Annotated in this window: 15 protein-coding genes; 12 read left to right on the plus strand and 3 right to left on the minus strand. The window is 45.2% G+C overall.

Annotated features, from left to right (window positions below):
* Nucleotide 1: 1 nt before the first annotated feature.
* From moaE to R7035_RS11735, 7 genes are all read left to right on the plus strand, one after another.
* Nucleotides 2–457, plus strand: coding sequence for a molybdopterin synthase catalytic subunit MoaE (gene moaE, locus R7035_RS11705; protein ID WP_318146142.1), 456 nt, complete (start codon nucleotides 2–4; stop codon nucleotides 455–457).
* Between the two features lie 531 nt (nucleotides 458–988).
* A complete protein-coding gene (locus tag R7035_RS11710; RefSeq protein ID WP_017633862.1) occupies nucleotides 989–2,665 on the plus strand; it encodes an ABC transporter substrate-binding protein in 1,677 nt (558 codons plus the stop codon).
* Between the two features lie 128 nt (nucleotides 2,666–2,793).
* Nucleotides 2,794–3,714 carry an oligopeptide ABC transporter permease OppB gene (oppB, locus tag R7035_RS11715; RefSeq protein WP_005380786.1) on the plus strand — a complete coding sequence of 307 codons (921 nt, stop codon included), beginning with the start codon at nucleotides 2,794–2,796 and terminating at the stop codon, nucleotides 3,712–3,714.
* A 15-nt stretch (nucleotides 3,715–3,729) separates the two neighbouring features.
* Entirely contained in the window at nucleotides 3,730–4,632 is a 903-nt protein-coding gene (gene oppC / locus R7035_RS11720; protein WP_017633861.1) for an oligopeptide ABC transporter permease OppC, read from the plus strand.
* 27 nt (nucleotides 4,633–4,659) lie between these two features.
* The gene (locus R7035_RS11725) at nucleotides 4,660–5,631 is read left to right on the plus strand and encodes an ABC transporter ATP-binding protein (RefSeq protein WP_005380792.1); all 972 of its coding nucleotides are present in this window, start codon (nucleotides 4,660–4,662) and stop codon (nucleotides 5,629–5,631) included.
* Entirely contained in the window at nucleotides 5,610–6,623 is a 1,014-nt protein-coding gene (oppF, locus tag R7035_RS11730; RefSeq protein WP_005387265.1) for a murein tripeptide/oligopeptide ABC transporter ATP binding protein OppF, read from the plus strand. The genes R7035_RS11725 and oppF overlap by 22 nt, the downstream gene beginning before the upstream one ends.
* 167 nt (nucleotides 6,624–6,790) lie before the next feature.
* The gene (locus R7035_RS11735) at nucleotides 6,791–7,738 is read left to right on the plus strand and encodes a glutathione S-transferase family protein (protein ID WP_042523110.1); all 948 of its coding nucleotides are present in this window, start codon (nucleotides 6,791–6,793) and stop codon (nucleotides 7,736–7,738) included.
* Nucleotides 7,739–7,851: 113 nt separating this feature from the next.
* Here the strand turns inward: R7035_RS11735 and R7035_RS11740 are convergent, their stop codons facing one another.
* The 3 genes from R7035_RS11740 to R7035_RS11750 form a co-directional block, all read right to left on the minus strand.
* A complete protein-coding gene (locus R7035_RS11740) occupies nucleotides 7,852–8,274 on the minus strand; it encodes a hypothetical protein (protein ID WP_005380804.1) in 423 nt (140 codons plus the stop codon).
* A 341-nt stretch (nucleotides 8,275–8,615) separates the two neighbouring features.
* Nucleotides 8,616–10,760 (minus strand): phosphate acetyltransferase, encoded by a 2,145-nt coding sequence (gene pta, locus R7035_RS11745; RefSeq protein ID WP_005380805.1) that lies wholly within the window; start codon nucleotides 10,758–10,760, stop codon nucleotides 8,616–8,618.
* Between the two features lie 136 nt (nucleotides 10,761–10,896).
* Nucleotides 10,897–12,093: an acetate kinase gene (locus tag R7035_RS11750; protein WP_005380807.1), complete on the minus strand. Its 1,197-nt coding sequence runs from the start codon at nucleotides 12,091–12,093 to the stop codon at nucleotides 10,897–10,899.
* 346 nt (nucleotides 12,094–12,439) lie between these two features.
* On the opposite strand from R7035_RS11750, the gene yfbV reads away from it, so the two are divergent.
* The 5 genes from yfbV (at nucleotide 12,440) to malZ (ending at nucleotide 18,058) form a co-directional block, all read left to right on the plus strand.
* A complete protein-coding gene (yfbV, locus tag R7035_RS11755; protein WP_005380809.1) occupies nucleotides 12,440–12,892 on the plus strand; it encodes a terminus macrodomain insulation protein YfbV in 453 nt (150 codons plus the stop codon).
* A gap of 330 nt (nucleotides 12,893–13,222) precedes the next feature.
* The gene (locus R7035_RS11760; protein ID WP_017633858.1) at nucleotides 13,223–14,188 is read left to right on the plus strand and encodes an ABC transporter substrate-binding protein; all 966 of its coding nucleotides are present in this window, start codon (nucleotides 13,223–13,225) and stop codon (nucleotides 14,186–14,188) included.
* Between the two features lie 175 nt (nucleotides 14,189–14,363).
* Nucleotides 14,364–15,299: an ABC transporter permease gene (locus tag R7035_RS11765; RefSeq protein ID WP_012841584.1), complete on the plus strand. Its 936-nt coding sequence runs from the start codon at nucleotides 14,364–14,366 to the stop codon at nucleotides 15,297–15,299.
* Complete coding sequence (locus R7035_RS11770) at nucleotides 15,296–16,090, plus strand: ABC transporter ATP-binding protein (protein ID WP_005387275.1); 795 nt, start codon at nucleotides 15,296–15,298, stop codon at nucleotides 16,088–16,090. Before R7035_RS11765 ends, R7035_RS11770 begins: the two co-directional genes overlap by 4 nt.
* A gap of 141 nt (nucleotides 16,091–16,231) precedes the next feature.
* Entirely contained in the window at nucleotides 16,232–18,058 is a 1,827-nt protein-coding gene (gene malZ, locus R7035_RS11775) for a maltodextrin glucosidase (RefSeq protein WP_256901246.1), read from the plus strand.
* The last annotated feature ends 159 nt before the right edge of the window (nucleotides 18,059–18,217 follow it).

An 18,217-nucleotide genomic window follows, 5' to 3' on the forward strand; every position in this document is an offset into this window, starting at 1 on the left:
GATGGATTCTCGTGTTTCTGTACAAATTGAAGACTTTTCGGTTGAGCAAGAATATCAACGTCTATCTGAAGGGACGGCTGCCGGCGCTGTCGTTACATTCGTTGGTAAAGTTCGAGATATGAACCTTGGGGATAATGTGATTGGTTTACATCTAGAGCACTATCCGGGGATGACAGAGAAGAGCTTGAGCGACATTTGCGATCAAGCTGAGTCTCGCTGGCCACTATTAGGTGTATGCGTGATTCATCGCGTCGGAGACATGGATAGCGGTGATCAAATTGTATTTGTGGGCGTTTCTAGTGCGCACCGCGGCGCGGCATTTGATGCGTGCGAGTTCATCATGGATTATCTGAAGACCCAAGCACCATTTTGGAAAAAAGAGCGTACGACGAATGAAGATCGTTGGATTGAGTCGCGCGACACCGATCATCAAGCTGCACAGCGTTGGGAAAAATAGAACTAACCCGCATTCTAGTGAAAAAAGCTAAGTGCTAATGGCACTTAGCTTTTTTTGTATTTATCTTCATTGTATTGCTCACTTTGTTTCAATATTTCCTATCTTTTGTCTGGTGATATTCTTCACAATAAAAGTTTTTTGCCCAATATATAAACAATTATTTGTTAGACTTGATTTGTCATAAATGTTAAATGATGTGTAAATATCTAGCATAAGATGCTAGTAAATGGTTTAAACTCAGATTAATCGAAAGTTTCGCCTGTTAAATGTCGCTTCTGGTCTTTATTTGGCTGGTGAATGCTTTGGAGTTAGAGTTTACTGCTAGATATGTGTGGTTTGGTCAGCATTATTGGTTTTTTTGCTACATTTTTATGGCAAATTACTTCAATGATTGCTAATGTGTGCCGCAGTCTTTGTAAGGTTTTAGACTTTTGTGCTCAGAAAGTGCACTAAAAAAATCTAAAACTCTGACCGTTCCAGGCCCTTACAAAGAAGTCATGGATGCTAACGAAAAAATTTGGAGTTTTACGCATGTATAAGAATAAAATCACGCGCGCTTTATTTATTGGTGCTGGTCTTTCTCTCGCTCTAGCTGGTTGTGGTGAAAAGCCTGCGGAGAAACAAGCTGCTGAGCCTGCTCCGGCTCCAGCCCCTGAAGCTAAATCTGATTCTAAAGAGCCAAAACTTGCTGCTGTTCAAGAATTGGTGCGTGGTAACGGTACAGAAGTTGCGACAATAGACCCTCATAAATCTCAAGGTGTTCCAGAATCCCACGTGATTCGCGATCTTCTTGAAGGCCTTGTAAACCAAGATGCGGACGGTAACACTATCCCTGGTGTTGCAGAATCTTGGGAAACTGAAGACAACAAAACATACACTTTCCACTTACGTGAAGACGCAAAATGGTCAAACGGTGATCCTGTCACTGCAGGTGATTTCGTTTACAGCTTCCAACGCGCAGTCGATCCAGCAACCGCCTCTCCATATGCTTGGTACATGGAATACACCAAGATGAAGAACGCAAAAGACATTGTTGCGGGTAAAAAAGATAAGAGCGAGTTAGGTGTTAAAGCGGTTGACGATCACACGTTAGTGGTTGAGTTAGATACTGCAGTACCATATTTTGTAATGATGATGGGCCACACGACAGTGAAACCTGTTCATCAAGCAACTGTTGAAAAGTTCGGCGATCAATGGACGAAGCCAGAGAACTTTGTAGGTAACGGTGCTTATGTTGTTGACAACTGGGTTGTAAACGAGCGTTTGGTTCTAAAACGTAACGAACAGTACTGGGACAACGAAAACACGACGCTTGACCAAGTTACTTTCCTACCAATCGAGAACCAAGTAGCGGAAATGAACCGCTTCCTAGCGGGTGAAATCGACTTCACGAATGAGCTGCCTACAGAGCACTTCAAGCGTCTGAAGAAAGAGCACCCACAAGAAGTGTCTGTAACCGGTAACTTATGTACTTACTACTACATCTTCAATACGAAGAAAAAGCCGTTTGATGATGTTCGTGTGCGTAAAGCGATTTCTTATGCGATTGACCGTAACATTGTGACCGATGCGATTTTAGGTCAAGGTCAAAAGCCAGCTTACTTCCTAACACCTGAAATTACGGCAGGTTTCAACCCAGAAATTCCTGCATACGGCAAAATGACGCAAGAAGAGCGTAACGCAGAAGCTGCGCGTCTATTGGAAGAAGCGGGTTACGGCGCAGACAACCCTCTTGAATTTAACCTTCTATACAATACATCAGAGAACCACAAGAAACTTGCGGTTGCACTGGGTTCAATGTGGAAGAAGACACTTGGTCTAGATGTTACGCTAGAAAACCAAGAGTGGAAAACTTACCTATCTACCAAAGATTCTGGCAACTTTGAGGTTGCTCGTGCAGGTTGGTGTGGCGACTACAACGAAGCTTCATCTTTCCTAACGCTGATGATGAGTAATAACACTACTGGTGGTATTCACTACGACAGCAAAGAGTACGATGCGATCATGAACAAAGCATTTGCTTCAACTTCTGACGAAGAGCGCCAAGCACTTTACCTAGAAGCAGAGAAGTTGATGGCAAAAGATATGCCAATCGCACCTATCTACCAGTACGTGAAATCACGTCTACTATCACCGAAAGTTGGTGGCTTCCCAGTAAATAACGCGGAAGACAAGATTTACTCTAAAGATCTCTACATCACAGAGTAATTCGTAACTCGATAGAACTATAAAAATGAGGCTCTACATGTGAGAAATTGCATGTAGCGCCTATCTTTAGTCCAAAAGAATTGGACGACTTCTTTAATTTAACTGTCACAGACTGAAAGAGTGAGTTTATGCTTAAATTCATCGCAAAAAGGATATTTGAGGCGATCCCAACAATGTTGGTTTTGATCACCGTATCTTTCTTTCTTATGCGCTTTGCACCGGGAAACCCTTTCTCTACAGAGCGTCCATTGCCACCCGAAGTAATGGCAAATATCGAAGCTAAATATGGCTTGGATAAACCTGTATTTGAACAATACACCACGTATTTGACCAATGTTATCCAAGGTGATTTCGGACCGTCATTTAAATACCTTGATTACTCAGTAAACGAGCTGATCGCGGTTGCCTTACCTGTTTCGGCTAAAGTGGGCTTCATCGCCTTTATCTTTACTTTGATAATGGGGGTTACCGTCGGTACCATTGCTGCGCTCAAGCAAAATACTTGGATTGATTACACCATTATGTCGACTGCGATGCTTGGTGTCGTTATGCCATCCTTTGTATTAGCGCCTGCGCTTATCTACATATTCTCGCTTCATTGGAATATCTTCCCTGCGGGCGGTTGGCAAGATGGTAGCTGGCAGTATTTAGTGCTTCCTGTTATTGGTATGTCGCTACTGTATGTTGCTACCTTTGCTCGTATCACGCGTGGTTCGATGATCGAAACCCTAAACAGTAACTTTATTCGTACGGCACGTGCTAAAGGTCTAAGTTACCGTTACATCATTATCAAACATGCTCTGAAGCCGGCACTTCTCCCTGTTGTTTCTTACATGGGTCCAGCTTTCGTAGGTATCATCACCGGTTCCGTTGTTATCGAAACCATTTTTGGTCTGCCTGGTATTGGTAAACTATTCGTTAACGCTGCGTTTAACCGTGACTACTCGCTAGTAATGGGGGTAACCATTCTGATTGGTTTCCTATTTATTCTATTCAACGCGATTGTAGATATTTTACTTGCAATGATTGACCCGAAAATTCGCTACTAACAGGGACGTTTGGTTATGTTAACGAAAAAAGAAAACCTAGAAGCGATTGAGAAATTCTCCGAAAACTTGGAGATTGAAGGTCGCAGTCTTTGGCAAGATGCTCGTATCCGTTTCATGCGCAACAAAGCGGCGATGGTGAGCTTATTCCTTCTTGTTCTAATGACCTTGGCGGTTATTATCCTGCCAATGATCGCACCGTACACATTTGATGATACTGACTGGTACGCGATGCACGTTGCACCGAATGCTGACCATTGGTTTGGTACTGACAGCTTAGGCCGTGATTTATACGTGCGTACGCTAATTGGAGGTCGTATTTCGTTGATGGTAGGTGTTATGGGTGCATTTGTAGCGGTACTGATTGGTACGCTCTACGGCGCAGCATCTGGTTTCATCGGCGGTAAAGTTGACCGCGTAATGATGCGTATTCTAGAAATTTTATACGCGGTACCGTTTATGTTCCTGGTGATTGTACTGGTAACATTCTTCGGTCGTAACATCATGCTGATCTTCGTTGCGATTGGTGCTATCGCATGGCTAGATATGGCGCGTATCGTACGTGGTCAGACTCTTAGTCTACGTAGCAAGGAGTTTATCGAAGCGGCACATGTGTGTGGTGTAAGCAACTGGAAAATCATTACTCGTCATATCGTACCGAACGTACTGGGTATTGTAGCGGTATACTCTACGCTGCTTATCCCAAGTATGATTCTAACGGAATCATTCCTATCATTCCTTGGTCTTGGTGTTCAGGAACCAATGACAAGTTGGGGCGCTCTTCTACAAGAAGGTGCACAGACAATGGAAGTAGCAATCTGGCAGCTGGCATTCCCAGCAGTGTTCATGGTTGTGACGCTATTCTGCTTCAACTACGTTGGTGACGGCCTGCGCGATGCGCTGGATCCAAAAGACAGATAATTAAAAGATAAGATTAAGGAAGCAATGATGAGCTTATTAGATGTCAAAGATCTGCGCGTCGAATTCACCACGCAAGATGGTATCGTAACCGCAGTAAACGATTTGAACTTCTCTCTCAACCAAGGCGAAACCTTAGGTATCGTTGGAGAGTCGGGATCAGGTAAATCTCAAACCGTATTCGCAATCATGGGCCTTTTGGCTAAGAATGGTATTATTTCTGGTAGCGCAAAGTTTGAAGGCAAAGAAATCCTAAACTTACCAGAAAAAGAACTGAACAAAGTGCGTGCGGAACAGATCGCAATGATCTTCCAAGACCCAATGACATCACTGAACCCTTACATGAAAGTCAGTGATCAGTTGATGGAAGTGCTTATGCTGCACAAAGGCATGGGCAAAGCGGAAGCATTTGAAGAATCAGTACGCATGCTGGAAGCGGTAAAAATCCCTGAAGCGCGTAAGCGTATCACGATGTACCCGCATGAGTTTTCAGGCGGTATGCGTCAGCGTGTAATGATCGCGATGGCGTTGTTATGTCGTCCTAAACTGCTTATAGCCGATGAGCCAACAACAGCACTTGATGTGACGGTACAAGCACAGATCATGGACTTGTTGAATGAGCTGAAATCTGAGTTCAACACAGCGATCATCATGATCACTCACGACCTTGGTGTGGTTGCAGGTTCGTGTGACAAGGTGCTGGTGATGTATGCAGGCCGTACCATGGAGTACGGCAACGTAAACGAAATTTTCTACAATCCAAGCCATCCTTATGCGGAGGGGCTGCTGAAGGCGATTCCTCGCCTCGATACTGAGGGTGAAATTCTGCCGACCATTCCTGGTAATCCACCAAACTTGCTTCGTCTACCGCCGGGCTGCCCTTATCAAGAGCGCTGTCACCGTGTGATGGATCGTTGTAAGCGCGAGGCGCCAATTCTGACACCATTTGGTGATGGTCGTCAGCGTGCATGTTTTTCTGAATGGGAGGCTTGGAACAAATGAACGCAGTAGACAAAAAACTAATTCTGGACATTTCTGAGCTGAAAGTTCACTTCAGCATTGCCTCAAAGTCGGCATGGCCGTGGTCAAAGCCTTCGAGCCTGAAAGCGGTAGATGGCGTGAACGTTCGACTATACGAAGGGGAAACGCTTGGTGTAGTAGGTGAATCAGGTTGTGGCAAATCGACGTTTGCTCGTGCCATCATTGGTCTGGTTGAAGCTACTGACGGCCAAGTAGTTTGGTTGGGTCAAGACCTTACTAAAATGAAAAGCGTTCAGCGCCGTGAGACGCGTAAAGAAATTCAGATGATTTTCCAAGACCCATTGGCATCGCTGAATCCGCGTATGACTGTTGGTGATATCATTGCTGAACCTCTTGAGACATTCTATCCAGAACTGTCTAAGCAGGAAGTGAAAGATCGCGTTAAAGAGATGATGGCGAAAGTTGGCCTATTACCTAACGTGATTAACCGTTACCCACACGAGTTCTCGGGTGGTCAGTGTCAGCGTATCGGGATAGCGCGTGCGCTTATCCTTAAGCCTAAGATGATCATTTGTGACGAGCCAGTATCGGCGCTTGATGTATCTATTCAAGCTCAGGTGGTTAACCTACTTAAAGAGATTCAAAAAGAGTTAGGGCTTTCTCTGGTATTCATTGCGCATGACTTGTCTGTCGTTAAACACATTTCAGATCGCGTTTTAGTTATGTATTTAGGTAATGCCGTGGAACTTGGCGAGGCCGAGGCTCTGTTTGCTGATCCTAAGCACCCATATACGCGTGCGCTAATGTCTGCGGTTCCGATCCCGGACCCGGATATTGAGCGCAATAAGAAAATCCAAATGCTAGAGGGTGATCTTCCTTCACCTATCAACCCACCGTCGGGTTGTGTATTCCGCACTCGTTGCCCACAAGCAACCGAAGAGTGTGCGAAGACAAAGCCAACCATTTTAGGTAATGACGTTCACGCGGTATCTTGTTTACACGTTAGTGTATAAATTCAGCCTGTGACGGGCTTAAGCGCGACACCTTCATCGGGTCGCGCTTTTTTTATGTGTCTGATTTATACATTCGAATTTCTTGAACATGATGTCCTAAGTTCGATGATTCTCTGTTTGATAGGAAACGCTAATATAGACACAAACAGAACGAGAGGAGAGCAATCATGGGTAAGTTGGTTGAAGGTGTTTGGCAAGATGTCTGGTATGACACAAAATCAAATGGTGGCAAATTTGTGCGCGAAGATGCCGGATTCCGTAACTGGGTTAAAAACGACCCTGATGCGGAGTTTACACCAGAGTCCGGTCGATACCATTTGTATGTCTCTCTTGCTTGTCCGTGGGCACATCGAACCCTCATTTTCCGCAAGCTGAAAGGTTTAGAACCACATATTGATGTCACGGTCGTTTGCCCTGATATGCTCAGCCAAGGTTGGCAAATGGGGCTTCCTGAGCCATTGTTTGGTCACACGCGCATGTATCAAATTTACACGCAGGCCAAACCCGATTACACGGGCCGCGTAACCGTGCCTGTACTTTGGGATAAAAAGACCAATACTATTGTGTCAAACGAGTCGTCAGAGATCATTCGCATGTTCAATTCGGAATTCAATGCGTTAACAGGGAATCACGACGACTACTATCCAGAACATCTAAAACACGTTATTGATGAGTGGAACGATTTTGTTTATCCGAATGTCAACAACGGAGTGTATCGTTGTGGCTTCGCGACTACACAAGAGGCGTATGAAGAAGCGTTTGATTCTTTGTTTAATGCGTTAGATAAAATCGATGCTCACCTAGCGACGCATCGTTACTTAGCAGGGAACACAATTACTGAGGCGGATTGGCGTTTGTTTACGACTCTTATTCGTTTTGATGCGGTGTATGTGGGGCATTTCAAGTGTAACAAGCAGCGCATCGCAGACTACGAAAATATACAAGGCTACTTAAAAGAGTTGTATCAAGTTGAAGGCGTCGAAGACACGACGGATTTCTATCACATTAAACGCCACTACTACTTCAGCCACACTGGGATTAATCCGACGCAAGTTGTACCAAAAGGGCCTGATTTAGACCTAAATACTCCTCATGGAAGAGAAAGGATTGGCTAGTTTGCTGCTTCCATCGCAAATGAAAAAGTACTTAACGGTTAGCAATGCCGTTAAGTACTTTTGTGTCATCTAAATACCGGGAGTAGGAGTTTACTTTTTCATTCATCGTCACCTTACTTAGCGCGTACGATGTCCATCACTAGCTTTCCGTCCACTTTTACAGGACCGTCCTCTTTAGCGCCGAGCGTATACTCAAACACACCAGTCTTCATGCCACCTTTCTCTCCGTGGACCATTAACATCAGCATATCGCCTGATTCTACTGGTTCCATCAAAATTGCATTTACGTTTTCATTCTTTCCCATTTTTAACGGAGCGTAGCCGATAACAGGACCAGGCTTCATTGATTCGTCTGTTCGGTGGACAACCATCCACCCATTGTCATCAGCATGAGCCATTTCAGCGGTCACCGTTCCTCCGGACATATCTTGATCGACGCCTTTAATACTCGGGGCGGAAAAGCTGAATGAAGAAAAACTAATCAGAAACGCAGCTAAACCAAACTTTATCAGTGATGTATTGATGAAATCCTTCATATATATTCCTTAGCAGTCAATGAGTTTGTGCATTGCAGTAGCTTTTACGTATTTCCTAGCAAAAAAGTTTAGCTAAAACGTAAATAATGCCGATAAATTGAACAGGGACCGTGCTGCTTTGGAGCCAATGCATTTTGGGGAGTGGGTCAATCGGTGTAAGAACAAGCACGAGCAATGTCGATTAGGTATGGGGGCGATAGGGAGAAAAGCTTTGTGCACCAGTAATTATAGGTTGTGCAGTGATTGGTATAAAAAACAAATAAGTGTTCTGGCCAGCAATAGAAAAAGCCCTCGACGAATCGAGGGCTTTGTATCTATATCCAACTAGATGTCAGAAGCGATTATTTAGCTTCTTGGTCTGCTTGGATAGCTGTTAGAGCGATGGTGTACACGATGTCGTCTACTAGCGCGCCACGAGACAAGTCGTTTACAGGTTTACGCATACCTTGCAGCATTGGACCGATAGATACTAGGTCAGCTGAACGTTGTACCGCTTTGTAAGTCGTGTTACCCGTGTTTAGGTCTGGGAATACAAATACTGTCGCTTTACCTGCAACTGGAGAGTTTGGTGCTTTAGAAGCAGCAACGTTTTCCATAATAGCAGCGTCGTACTGTAGAGGACCGTCAATGATAAGATCAGGACGTTTCTCTTGAGCCAGTTTTGTTGCTTCACGTACTTTATCAACGTCTGCACCCTTACCAGATTCACCAGTAGAGTAAGAGATCATTGCAACGCGTGGTTCGATACCGAATGCTGCTGCAGAGTCAGCAGATTGGATAGCGATTTCAGCAAGCTGTTCAGCAGTTGGATCTGGGTTGATTGCACAGTCACCGTAAACCAGTACTTGATCAGGCAGAAGCATGAAGAATACTGAAGATACGATAGACGCATTTGGTGCCGTCTTGATGATTTGGAACGGAGGAACGATAGTGTTCGCCGTAGTGTGAACAGCACCAGAAACTAGGCCGTCAACTTCGTCGTTCTCAAGCATCATTGTGCCTAGGAATACTGAATCTTGTAGCTTCTCACGAGCCACAACTTCAGTCATGCCTTTCGCACCGCGCAACTCAACTAGGCGAGCAACGTAGTTTTCACGAACAGCATCTGCATCAATGATGGTTACACCAGTACCTAGCTCAACGCCTTGTTGAGCCGCTACGCGACGGATTTCATCTGGGTTACCTAGAAGTACACAGTCTGCAATGCCGCGTTCAGCACAGATCGCTGCTGCTTTAACTGTGCGTGGTTCGTCACCTTCTGGAAGAACGATACGCTTACCTGCTTTACGAGCAAGTTCAGTTAGCTGGTAACGGAACGCTGGTGGGCTTAGACGACGAGACTTCTGAGTGCCTTCAGTCATAGACTCGATCCAGTTACCGTCGATGTGGCCAGCAACGTGTTCGTTGATGAACTCGATACGCTCTTTATCGTCTGCAGGTACTTCGATGCTGAAGCTCTGCAGGTTTAGAGACGTTTGCCAAGTGTTACCTTGTGCTTTGAAGATAGGTAGACCAGTGTCGAATGCTGGTTTACATAGGCCTTCGATTTCGCTAGGGATATCGTAACCGCCAGTTAGCAGTACTGCACCAATATCCACACCGTTCATTGCAGCAAGAGAAGCAGCAACGATAACATCAGGACGGTCTGCAGAAGTAACAAGTAGAGAACCCGGTTTGAAGTGCTCAATCATGTTTGGCAGAGAACGTGCACAGAAAGTGATGCTCTTGATGCGACGAGTGTTGATGTCACCTTCGTTGATGATATCTGCTTTCAGGTGCTTAGCCATGTCGATTGCGCGAGTCGCAATCAGATCAATACTCCATGGCACACAACCTAGTACACGAATTGGAGAAGTGTTGAAAATTTCCATCACTTTCAATTCGTTTTGTTTTGCGCTGTCTGCATCGTCAAAGATTTCAGATAGGTCAGGGCGAGTACGGCCAGCTTCGTCAACAGGAGCGTTTAGCTTGTTGATGATAACACCAGAGATGTTTTTGTTTTTAGTGCCGCCGAAGTTAGAACATGCTACTTCGATACGCTCTTTCAGTTGCGCAGGGTTATCAGTACCTGGAGTCGCAACTAGCACGATTTCTGCACCAAGTGTTGCCGCGATTTCCGCGTTTACTTGGTTTGCAAATGGGTGCTTACGAGTAGGTACAAGACCTTCGATTAGCGTAACGTCTGCGTCTTTGTTGATTTGGTTGTAACGTTCAACAACGGTTTCTAGCAGCTCGTCCATGTTGTCGTTACCGATTAGGCTTTCAGCAACAGACATCGCCATTGGTTCACCGATCTTCATATCGCTGTTACGACCAACGATAGTTGAAGTCAGATCTGGCTGATCACCACCTGAACGTGGCTGACAGATTGGCTTGTAGAAAGAAACTTTAACGCCTTTACGCTCCATAGCGCGAAGAACACCCATGCTAACGCTTGTTAGGCCAACGCCTGCGCTAGTAGGGATAAGCATAATAGTACGAGACATTCGTAGAGTACCTTTAGCTATTTGGGGGATAAAAGCTCAACTCTTATTCCATGAAGCTCGAAGAATAGGAGTTGAGCCCCTAAGAAATTCGTTTGAATGAAAATCTGGCTAGCCGAGTGGCTAGCCAGGAATTCAATTAAAGACCTGTCAGGCGAGCAGTGTCTTCAGCGATGACTAGCTCTTCGTTAGTAGAGATAACCATTGCAGGGATACGGCTGTTTTCAGTCGTGATAACGCCTTCGCCGCCGAAGCGAGCTTTAAGGTTAGCTTCGCTATCTACTTCGATACCGAAGATGCCAAGACGGTTTAGAACCATTTCACGGATAGGGCCAGAGTTCTCGCCGATACCGCCAGTGAAAGTGATTGCGTCTAGACGGCCTTCCATTGAAGCAGTGTAGCCAGCAACGTATTTAGCTAGACGGTGGCAGAACACGTCCATTGCGCGTGTTGCTTCTTCTTTTTGACCGTAGTTGTCTTCAACGAAACGACAGTCAGAAGTCACTTCAGTTAGACCTTGAAGACCAGACTCTTTAGTTAGCATCGTGTTGATTTGATCAACAGAGTAACCTAGAGCGTCGTGTAGGTGGAAGACGATAGCAGGGTCGATGTCGCCACAGCGAGTACCCATTACCAGACCTTCAAGTGGAGTAAGACCCATAGAAGTGTCTACAGATTGACCGTTCTTGATCGCACATACAGATGCGCCGTTACCTAGGTGACAGTTGATGATGTTTACTTCTTCAACTGGTTTGTTTAGTAGGCCTGCAACTTCACGAGTGATGAACAAGTGAGAAGTACCGTGCATGCCGTAACGACGGATACCGTGTTCTTTGTATAGGTTGTATGGAAGAGCGTATAGGTAAGACTCTTCAGGCATAGTTTGGTGGAACGCAGTGTCAAATACAGCAACGTTTTTCAGCTCTGGGAAGTTTTTCTTAGCCGCTTCGATACCGATGATGTGAGCAGGGTTATGAAGAGGTGCAAATGTTGCAGCGTCTTGAATACCTTTTAGAACTTCATCAGTAATTAGTGCAGATTGAGTGAACTGCTCGCCGCCGTGAACGATACGGTGACCGATTGCGCCTAGGTTAGCTTTAAGCTCTGGCTTAGAAGCAAGAATAGTTTCTACCATAAACGCTAGTGCTTCTTCGTGAGCTGCACCATTGCCTAGTTGAGCTTCGTGCTTGCCATCAAGTTTCCACTTGATGCGAGCTTCAGGAAGGTGAAGACACTCAGCAAGACCTGACAAGTGCTCGTCGCCGTTCTCGGCATCAACAACGGCAAATTTAAGAGAAGAACTACCGCAGTTTAAAACTAAAACTAGCTTAGACATGTATGACTACCTGTTATTCGTCTGATAAAAAATCAGTTAAAGAATGAAAAATTAATCACAAGAATAGCCGATACCCAGAAGGCTGCGTACTAATCCTGGTCAAAAATTGTTCTAATTCCATATAAAGAAATAGTGATGAACCCTTCCATCACTATGATGCGATCCGTGCAGATAGATATCTCGGAGTTGCTTAAATTGTAAATAACAGCAACAATGAGATTGAGGGTCTGCAAAGGATAGCGATAATAAGCAATGATAACAAAAAAAATTTGAAAGAATATTAACTTTCATCAATTTTTTGTACCTTCAGTTGAAATGTTCAACTATTTTTTAGTGAGAGAGCGGTATGAGTAATAAAGTCGGATTGATCCATAGCCTGAAAGATGGCCAGAATTACATGGAGATCTGGCCAGTTCGTAAAGAGCTAAGCGCCATATTTCCGGAACAGCGTATCATTAAGGCGACTCGCTTTGGCATTAAAGTCATGCCGGCCGTTGCTGCGATCAGCGTACTCACTCAAATGGCATTCAACAATTACCACGCGTTACCTCAATCCATTGTTGTTGCCTTGTTTGCGATTAGCTTGCCACTTCAAGGCATTTGGTGGCTTGGTGCTCGATCCAACACGAAATTGCCGCCTTCTTTGGCCTCTTGGTATCGGGAGTTGCATCAAAAAATTGTGGAAACAGGTTTTGCATTAGAGCCTGTCAAAGCTCGCCCTCGTTACAAAGAGCTTGCGATAATACTGAACCGAGCGTTTCGCCAGCTCGATAAATCGTCATTAGAGCGTTGGTTCTAATTTAAATTGTTTGAAATGGAGTGTGCACTGGCCGCTCCATTTTTGATCCTGCCTCTATTACCTACTTTGACGGTCGTTGATGAAGCGAGCGAAGCTTTGTTTACCAAAGATTCTTTCCGGATGAAGAAGTCCCCCCGATCACAAATGTTGCTTTAGTGTTAAATCTTTCTTTTCTTTACTAAGACTTAGTAGTAATAATAAAAACAAGATGCGCAAGAAGTGCACAGTTATATGAACACAACAATACCGCCTTCAAACATTTGAATTCACGAGTCGATACACATATTGAAAGCTCGTGAAACAAGGACGAAGTCACATCAAGGAGTTATGATGAAAACGAAACGTTTATTAGCCACTGCCGTTCTATCAGCTACTGCTATTTTCTCTTCTACCAATGTACTGGCCGCCACTGCAACTGTCGCAGTTTCACAGATTGTCGAACACCCGGCGTTAGACGCGACGCGTCAAGGATTGCTTGATGGTTTGAAAGCGAAAGGCTACGAAGAAGGCAAAAATCTAGAATTTGATTATAAGACCGCACAGGGTAATCCAGCGATTGCGGTGCAAATTGCCCGTCAGTACGTCGGCGAAAATCCTGATGTGTTAGTTGGCATCGCGACACCTTCGGCACAAGCCTTGGTGTCGGCTACTCGCTCTATTCCTGTTGTCTTTACTGCGGTAACAGATCCGGTTGGTGCGAAATTGGTTAAGTCGATGGAACAACCAGGCAAAAACGTAACTGGCCTGTCTGATCTTTCACCCGTTGCTCAGCATGTCGATCTCATCCAAGAAATTCTTCCTCAGGTGAAAAGCATCGGGGTTGTATTTAATCCCGGTGAAGCTAATGCCGTGACTTTAGTTGAATTACTAAAAGAAAGCGCAAAAGCAAAAGGCATACAAGTGGTTGAAGCGACCGCACTAAAAAGTGCTGATGTTCAGTCTGCGACTCAAGCGATTGCAGCGAAATCAGACATTCTTTACGCCCCAACAGACAATACAGTTGCAAGTGCGATTGAAGGGATGATTGTTGCAGCGAATCAAGCGAAGAAACCTGTATTTGGTGGCGCGACGTCGTATGTCGAAAAGGGTGCAATTGCAGGCTTAGGTTTTGACTACTATCAGGTTGGTGTACAAACCGCGGATTACGTGGCGGCGATTCTTGATGGTCAAGAACCAGGCAAGCTGGATGTAAAAGTCGCGACGGGCTCTGACCTTGTAATTAATGAAAGCGCAGCATCTAAGCTCGGTATCAAGCTGCCAAGTTCTGTGGTTGAACGTGCGACAAGCATGCAATAAGTAACGTTCTTTTGGGGTAAAGACCGTCACGCTGGTTGGTAGAGGTTTGCCCCAAAATTGATACTCGCCAGACTTCTCGTGTAGAGCATTCTGCTAGAGAAGAAGGGGAGTATACGTTAGAAGTCTTACGTTCAGGTTGGTATTAGCCAGCCTGAGCATGCAGAAAGGAGCAGTTATGTCTGCATTTGCTTTTTTTGGTGCACTCGAAATTGGCTTGATTTATGGCCTAGTCGCTCTGGGTGTGTATCTTACGTTCCGTGTTCTCGACTTCCCCGATTTGAGTGTGGATGGCAGCTTTCCAATGGGAGCTGCGGTGGCTGCAACGGCGATTGTCGCAGGTATTAATCCTTGGCTTGCGACAATAATGGCGATGATAGCTGGTAGTATGACGGGGTGGGTAACCGCTTTTCTGGCTGTTCGGTGTGGTATTTTACACCTGTTAGCTTCCATTCTTACCATGATCGCTGCATTTTCAATTAATATTCGTATTATGGGCAAACCTAATATGGCGTTGCTTGGAGAGGATACGATTCTCACTCCGTTTGAAGCATTGGGCGATGCGATGTTTATTCGCCCTCTGGTTGTTGGGGTCTTAGTTCTTCTTTCCGCTTTCTTTGTCATTCGCCTGCTGAACAGCGACTTTGGTCTTGGTTTACGAGCCACGGGTGTGAATGCGCGTATGGTTTCTGCGCAAGGGGCGAGCACTGGCTTTTATACCTACTTTGGCTTGGCTTTATCTAACGGTTTTGTCGGATTCGCAGGCGCGTTGTTTGCACAAACGAACAGCTTTGCAGATGTGACCTCTGGCGTGGGCACCATTGTGGTTGGTTTGGCTGCTGTGATTTTGGGCCAGACCCTCATTCCGGGGCGAAAAATTTGGGTTGCGGTATTTGCTGTCATCATCGGTTCGGTACTTTATCGCCTTGCAGTGGCTTTCGCTTTGAGCTCTGGCATGTTTGGTTTACAAGCTTCAGACCTCAACCTGGTTACCGCAGTATTGGTGGCTGTGGCGCTTATTGCTCCAAAGCTAAAACAGAGCATGAGAGCGAAACAACGAGTTACTGATGCTAAACAAGCGGCATCAAAAAATGGTTCTGGGGAGGCATTATGATCGAACTAAATAATATTCAGGTCACGTTCAACCCTGGGACGATTTTGGAAAATCGTGCATTGAAAGGCGTCTCTTTAGAGGTTCCAGAGCATCAATTTCTTACCGTGATTGGTTCTAATGGCGCAGGAAAATCGACGTTGCTTGGTGCGGTGACAGGTGAGACGCCGATGATAGGTGGTCAGGTGATCATTGATGGCAAAGACGTCACCAAGCAGACGGTTGCCCAACGTGCGACGCAATGCGCCCGAGTGTTTCAAGATCCATTGGCCGGGACTTGTGGCGAACTGACGATAGAAGAGAACATGGCTCTAGCGCACATGCGTGGTAAAAAACGCAGCTGGGGGTTGGCGCTCTCTACTAAACGTCGCAAGCTGTTCCAAGAGCGAATTAGCATCCTCGGTCTTGGTTTAGAAGACCGCTTGGGCGATAGCATTGGGTTGCTGTCTGGTGGGCAACGACAAGCCGTTAGCCTTGTGATGGCGACGTTATCGGAGAGTAAGTTGTTATTGCTTGATGAACACACGGCTGCGCTTGATCCTCGTATGGCGGCGTTTGTTATCGACTTAACTAAACGTATTGTCGATGAGTTCGATTTAACCGTGATGATGGTGACGCATTCGATGAAAGACGCATTAGCATGTGGCGATAGGACCGTAATGCTTCACCAAGGTGAAATTGTGCTTGATGTGGCTGGAGAGCAGCGCGCTAACATGCAAGTACCAGACTTGTTGGATATGTTCTCTAAAGTGCGTGGTGAAGAGCTTGCAGATGACAGTCTCTTGTTGAACTAAGCGGTATCCGACAAGTCACTACGCCTACTAAGTGTGATCCTCCTTGAGAAAATTGGCTGATATGTCAACTCGCAGGGAGGATTTCTTGTCTCTAATTCTTCAATAACATAGTGGCATATCCGATGACGAGGAGTGCCCATAATGAACCTGCCATTTATTTTTCATAGTCAAACTATTGATGGTTTAGCTTTTAATGACGAGCAAGTTACAGTCAGACTGAAAACCGAGACATTGGATTTTGATTCCGTCTATGTGCGTATTGAGCCGGACAATGAAGAATATCTGGTCGACATGGCTCAAGTAGGAACGGCTGGTGAATTATTACTATGGGAGGCATCGTTTCGACCAAATCAAGATCGAGATGTCACACATTATGTGTTTAAGCTCCTCAAAGACGGACAACAATACTGGCTCGATGCACGAGGCGTACAAAAGCGTATTCCACCCAAAGAGTTCCACTTTAAGTTGAATGTAGAGCATCAACCACCAAGCTGGGTCCAAGAGCAAGTTTTCTATCAAATCTTTCCTGACCGTTTTTCTGCTAGTAAAAGTGAGTCTGATATTCGCCACGCTTATGCTCAGTATGATTCTGCATCGATCGTCAAGGCGTGGGGAGATGCGGTAGGCTCTCACCAAAATACCGGGGCACGTGAATTCTTTGGCGGCGACCTCAAAGGTGTGGAGCAAAAGTTGGACTATCTTGAACAGCTCGGCGTTACTGCGCTTTATTTTAATCCGATCTTTTCTTCACCAAGTAATCATAAATACGACACCACTGATTACTTCACTGTTGACCCTATGTTCGGCACCAACGATCAGTTTGCTGAACTGTGTGAGAAAATCCGTGGTAAGAATATGAAGATTGTCTTAGACGCGGTGTTTAACCACACGTCAGTGCATCATCCTTGGTTTGATATCCAACAAAAAGGAGAAGGAGCATATGGCAATCCGCAGTCAAAGCTCCGTGATTACTACTTTTTCGAAGGCGAAACCAATCACTACATTGGTTGGAAAGGCATTGGTAACTTACCGGTTCTGAACTTCGAAAATGAACAGGTGCGCGACTACATCTACCAAAGTGAAGATTCTGTCATCAAGTATTGGCTGAAGCCACCGTACTTGGTTGATGGCTGGCGGTTTGATGTAATCCATATGCTTGGCGAAGGGGACGGCGCGAAAAACAATGCTCATTATGTGGCAGCGTTTCGTCATGCAACTAAGTCAGTAAACCCGAATGCTTATGTGTTAGGTGAGCACTTTTTTGAAGCAACGCAGTGGTTGCAAGGTGATCAAGAGGATGGGGCGATGAACTACTACGGTTTTGCTCATCCAGTCCGAGCTTTTATCGCACGACAAGACATTATGTACGATCCAATCAACATTGATGGTTTGGAGTTTAAAGTATGGTTGGACGAAGCCAGAGCAAAAATCCCATTTTCGAATCAGCTATCGCAGCTAAATCAACTCGATAGTCACGATACTGCTCGGTTTATCACATTGGTTGATGGTGATAAGCGTAAAATGAACATCGCGCTAGCAATGCTTATGACTTACGTTGGCACGCCTTGTATTTACTATGGGAGTGAAGTCGGTCTAGAAGGAGGGCTAGACCCGGATAATCGTCGTTGTTTTCCTTGGAATGAAATTGAAAGTTCACAATGGCTATCGCTTTACCAACAATGGGTCAAGATACGTAAACAATGTAAGCCTTTACAGTCGGGCTGTATTCAATGGCTGCATTGCACTAACAACCAGTTGGCGTACGCACGTGTACTGGGTCGTGAAGCAGTCGTTGTTATGATTAATCTCAGTGGTAATGAATGTTCAATCGATTTACCTATGTGGCAACTGGGCTTGGAGGTTAGCCAAGTTATATCGTTGTTAGATGACACAGAACAGGTTGATTATAAAGGTCATATCTCTGTCAATATGTCGGCACAGAGCTGCAAATTATGGCGACTAAAGTGACACCACACTCTATATTGATTAAACTCCTTTAATATATAAACGGTCTCAAACAGCGCGCACACATTTGTTTGGTCTCTTGTTATCTGGTGCTGCATTGCATGCGTCACCAGATAACGAGTATCAATTTAATAGCAGTCATAAGAGACTATTGACCTTTCA

Origin of the sequence: Vibrio sp. 1731, assembly GCF_033339955.1 — a bacterium.
Taxonomy (GTDB): domain Bacteria; phylum Pseudomonadota; class Gammaproteobacteria; order Enterobacterales; family Vibrionaceae; genus Vibrio; species Vibrio alginolyticus.

What these genes read in the sequence shown, in the direction of transcription:
- moaE (WP_318146142.1), top strand. Translation starts at nt 2, where the DNA reads ATGGATTCTCGTGTTTCTGTACAAATTGAAGACTTTTCGGTTGAGCAA.
- R7035_RS11710 (WP_017633862.1), top strand. Translation starts at nt 989, where the DNA reads ATGTATAAGAATAAAATCACGCGCGCTTTATTTATTGGTGCTGGTCTT.
- oppB (WP_005380786.1), top strand. Translation starts at nt 2,794, where the DNA reads ATGCTTAAATTCATCGCAAAAAGGATATTTGAGGCGATCCCAACAATG.
- oppC (WP_017633861.1), top strand. Translation starts at nt 3,730, where the DNA reads ATGTTAACGAAAAAAGAAAACCTAGAAGCGATTGAGAAATTCTCCGAA.
- R7035_RS11725 (WP_005380792.1), top strand. Translation starts at nt 4,660, where the DNA reads ATGAGCTTATTAGATGTCAAAGATCTGCGCGTCGAATTCACCACGCAA.
- oppF (WP_005387265.1), top strand. Translation starts at nt 5,610, where the DNA reads ATGGGAGGCTTGGAACAAATGAACGCAGTAGACAAAAAACTAATTCTG.
- R7035_RS11735 (WP_042523110.1), top strand. Translation starts at nt 6,791, where the DNA reads ATGGGTAAGTTGGTTGAAGGTGTTTGGCAAGATGTCTGGTATGACACA.
- R7035_RS11740 (WP_005380804.1), bottom strand. Translation starts at nt 8,274, where the DNA reads ATGAAGGATTTCATCAATACATCACTGATAAAGTTTGGTTTAGCTGCG.
- pta (WP_005380805.1), bottom strand. Translation starts at nt 10,760, where the DNA reads ATGTCTCGTACTATTATGCTTATCCCTACTAGCGCAGGCGTTGGCCTA.
- R7035_RS11750 (WP_005380807.1), bottom strand. Translation starts at nt 12,093, where the DNA reads ATGTCTAAGCTAGTTTTAGTTTTAAACTGCGGTAGTTCTTCTCTTAAA.
- yfbV (WP_005380809.1), top strand. Translation starts at nt 12,440, where the DNA reads ATGAGTAATAAAGTCGGATTGATCCATAGCCTGAAAGATGGCCAGAAT.
- R7035_RS11760 (WP_017633858.1), top strand. Translation starts at nt 13,223, where the DNA reads ATGAAAACGAAACGTTTATTAGCCACTGCCGTTCTATCAGCTACTGCT.
- R7035_RS11765 (WP_012841584.1), top strand. Translation starts at nt 14,364, where the DNA reads ATGTCTGCATTTGCTTTTTTTGGTGCACTCGAAATTGGCTTGATTTAT.
- R7035_RS11770 (WP_005387275.1), top strand. Translation starts at nt 15,296, where the DNA reads ATGATCGAACTAAATAATATTCAGGTCACGTTCAACCCTGGGACGATT.
- malZ (WP_256901246.1), top strand. Translation starts at nt 16,232, where the DNA reads ATGAACCTGCCATTTATTTTTCATAGTCAAACTATTGATGGTTTAGCT.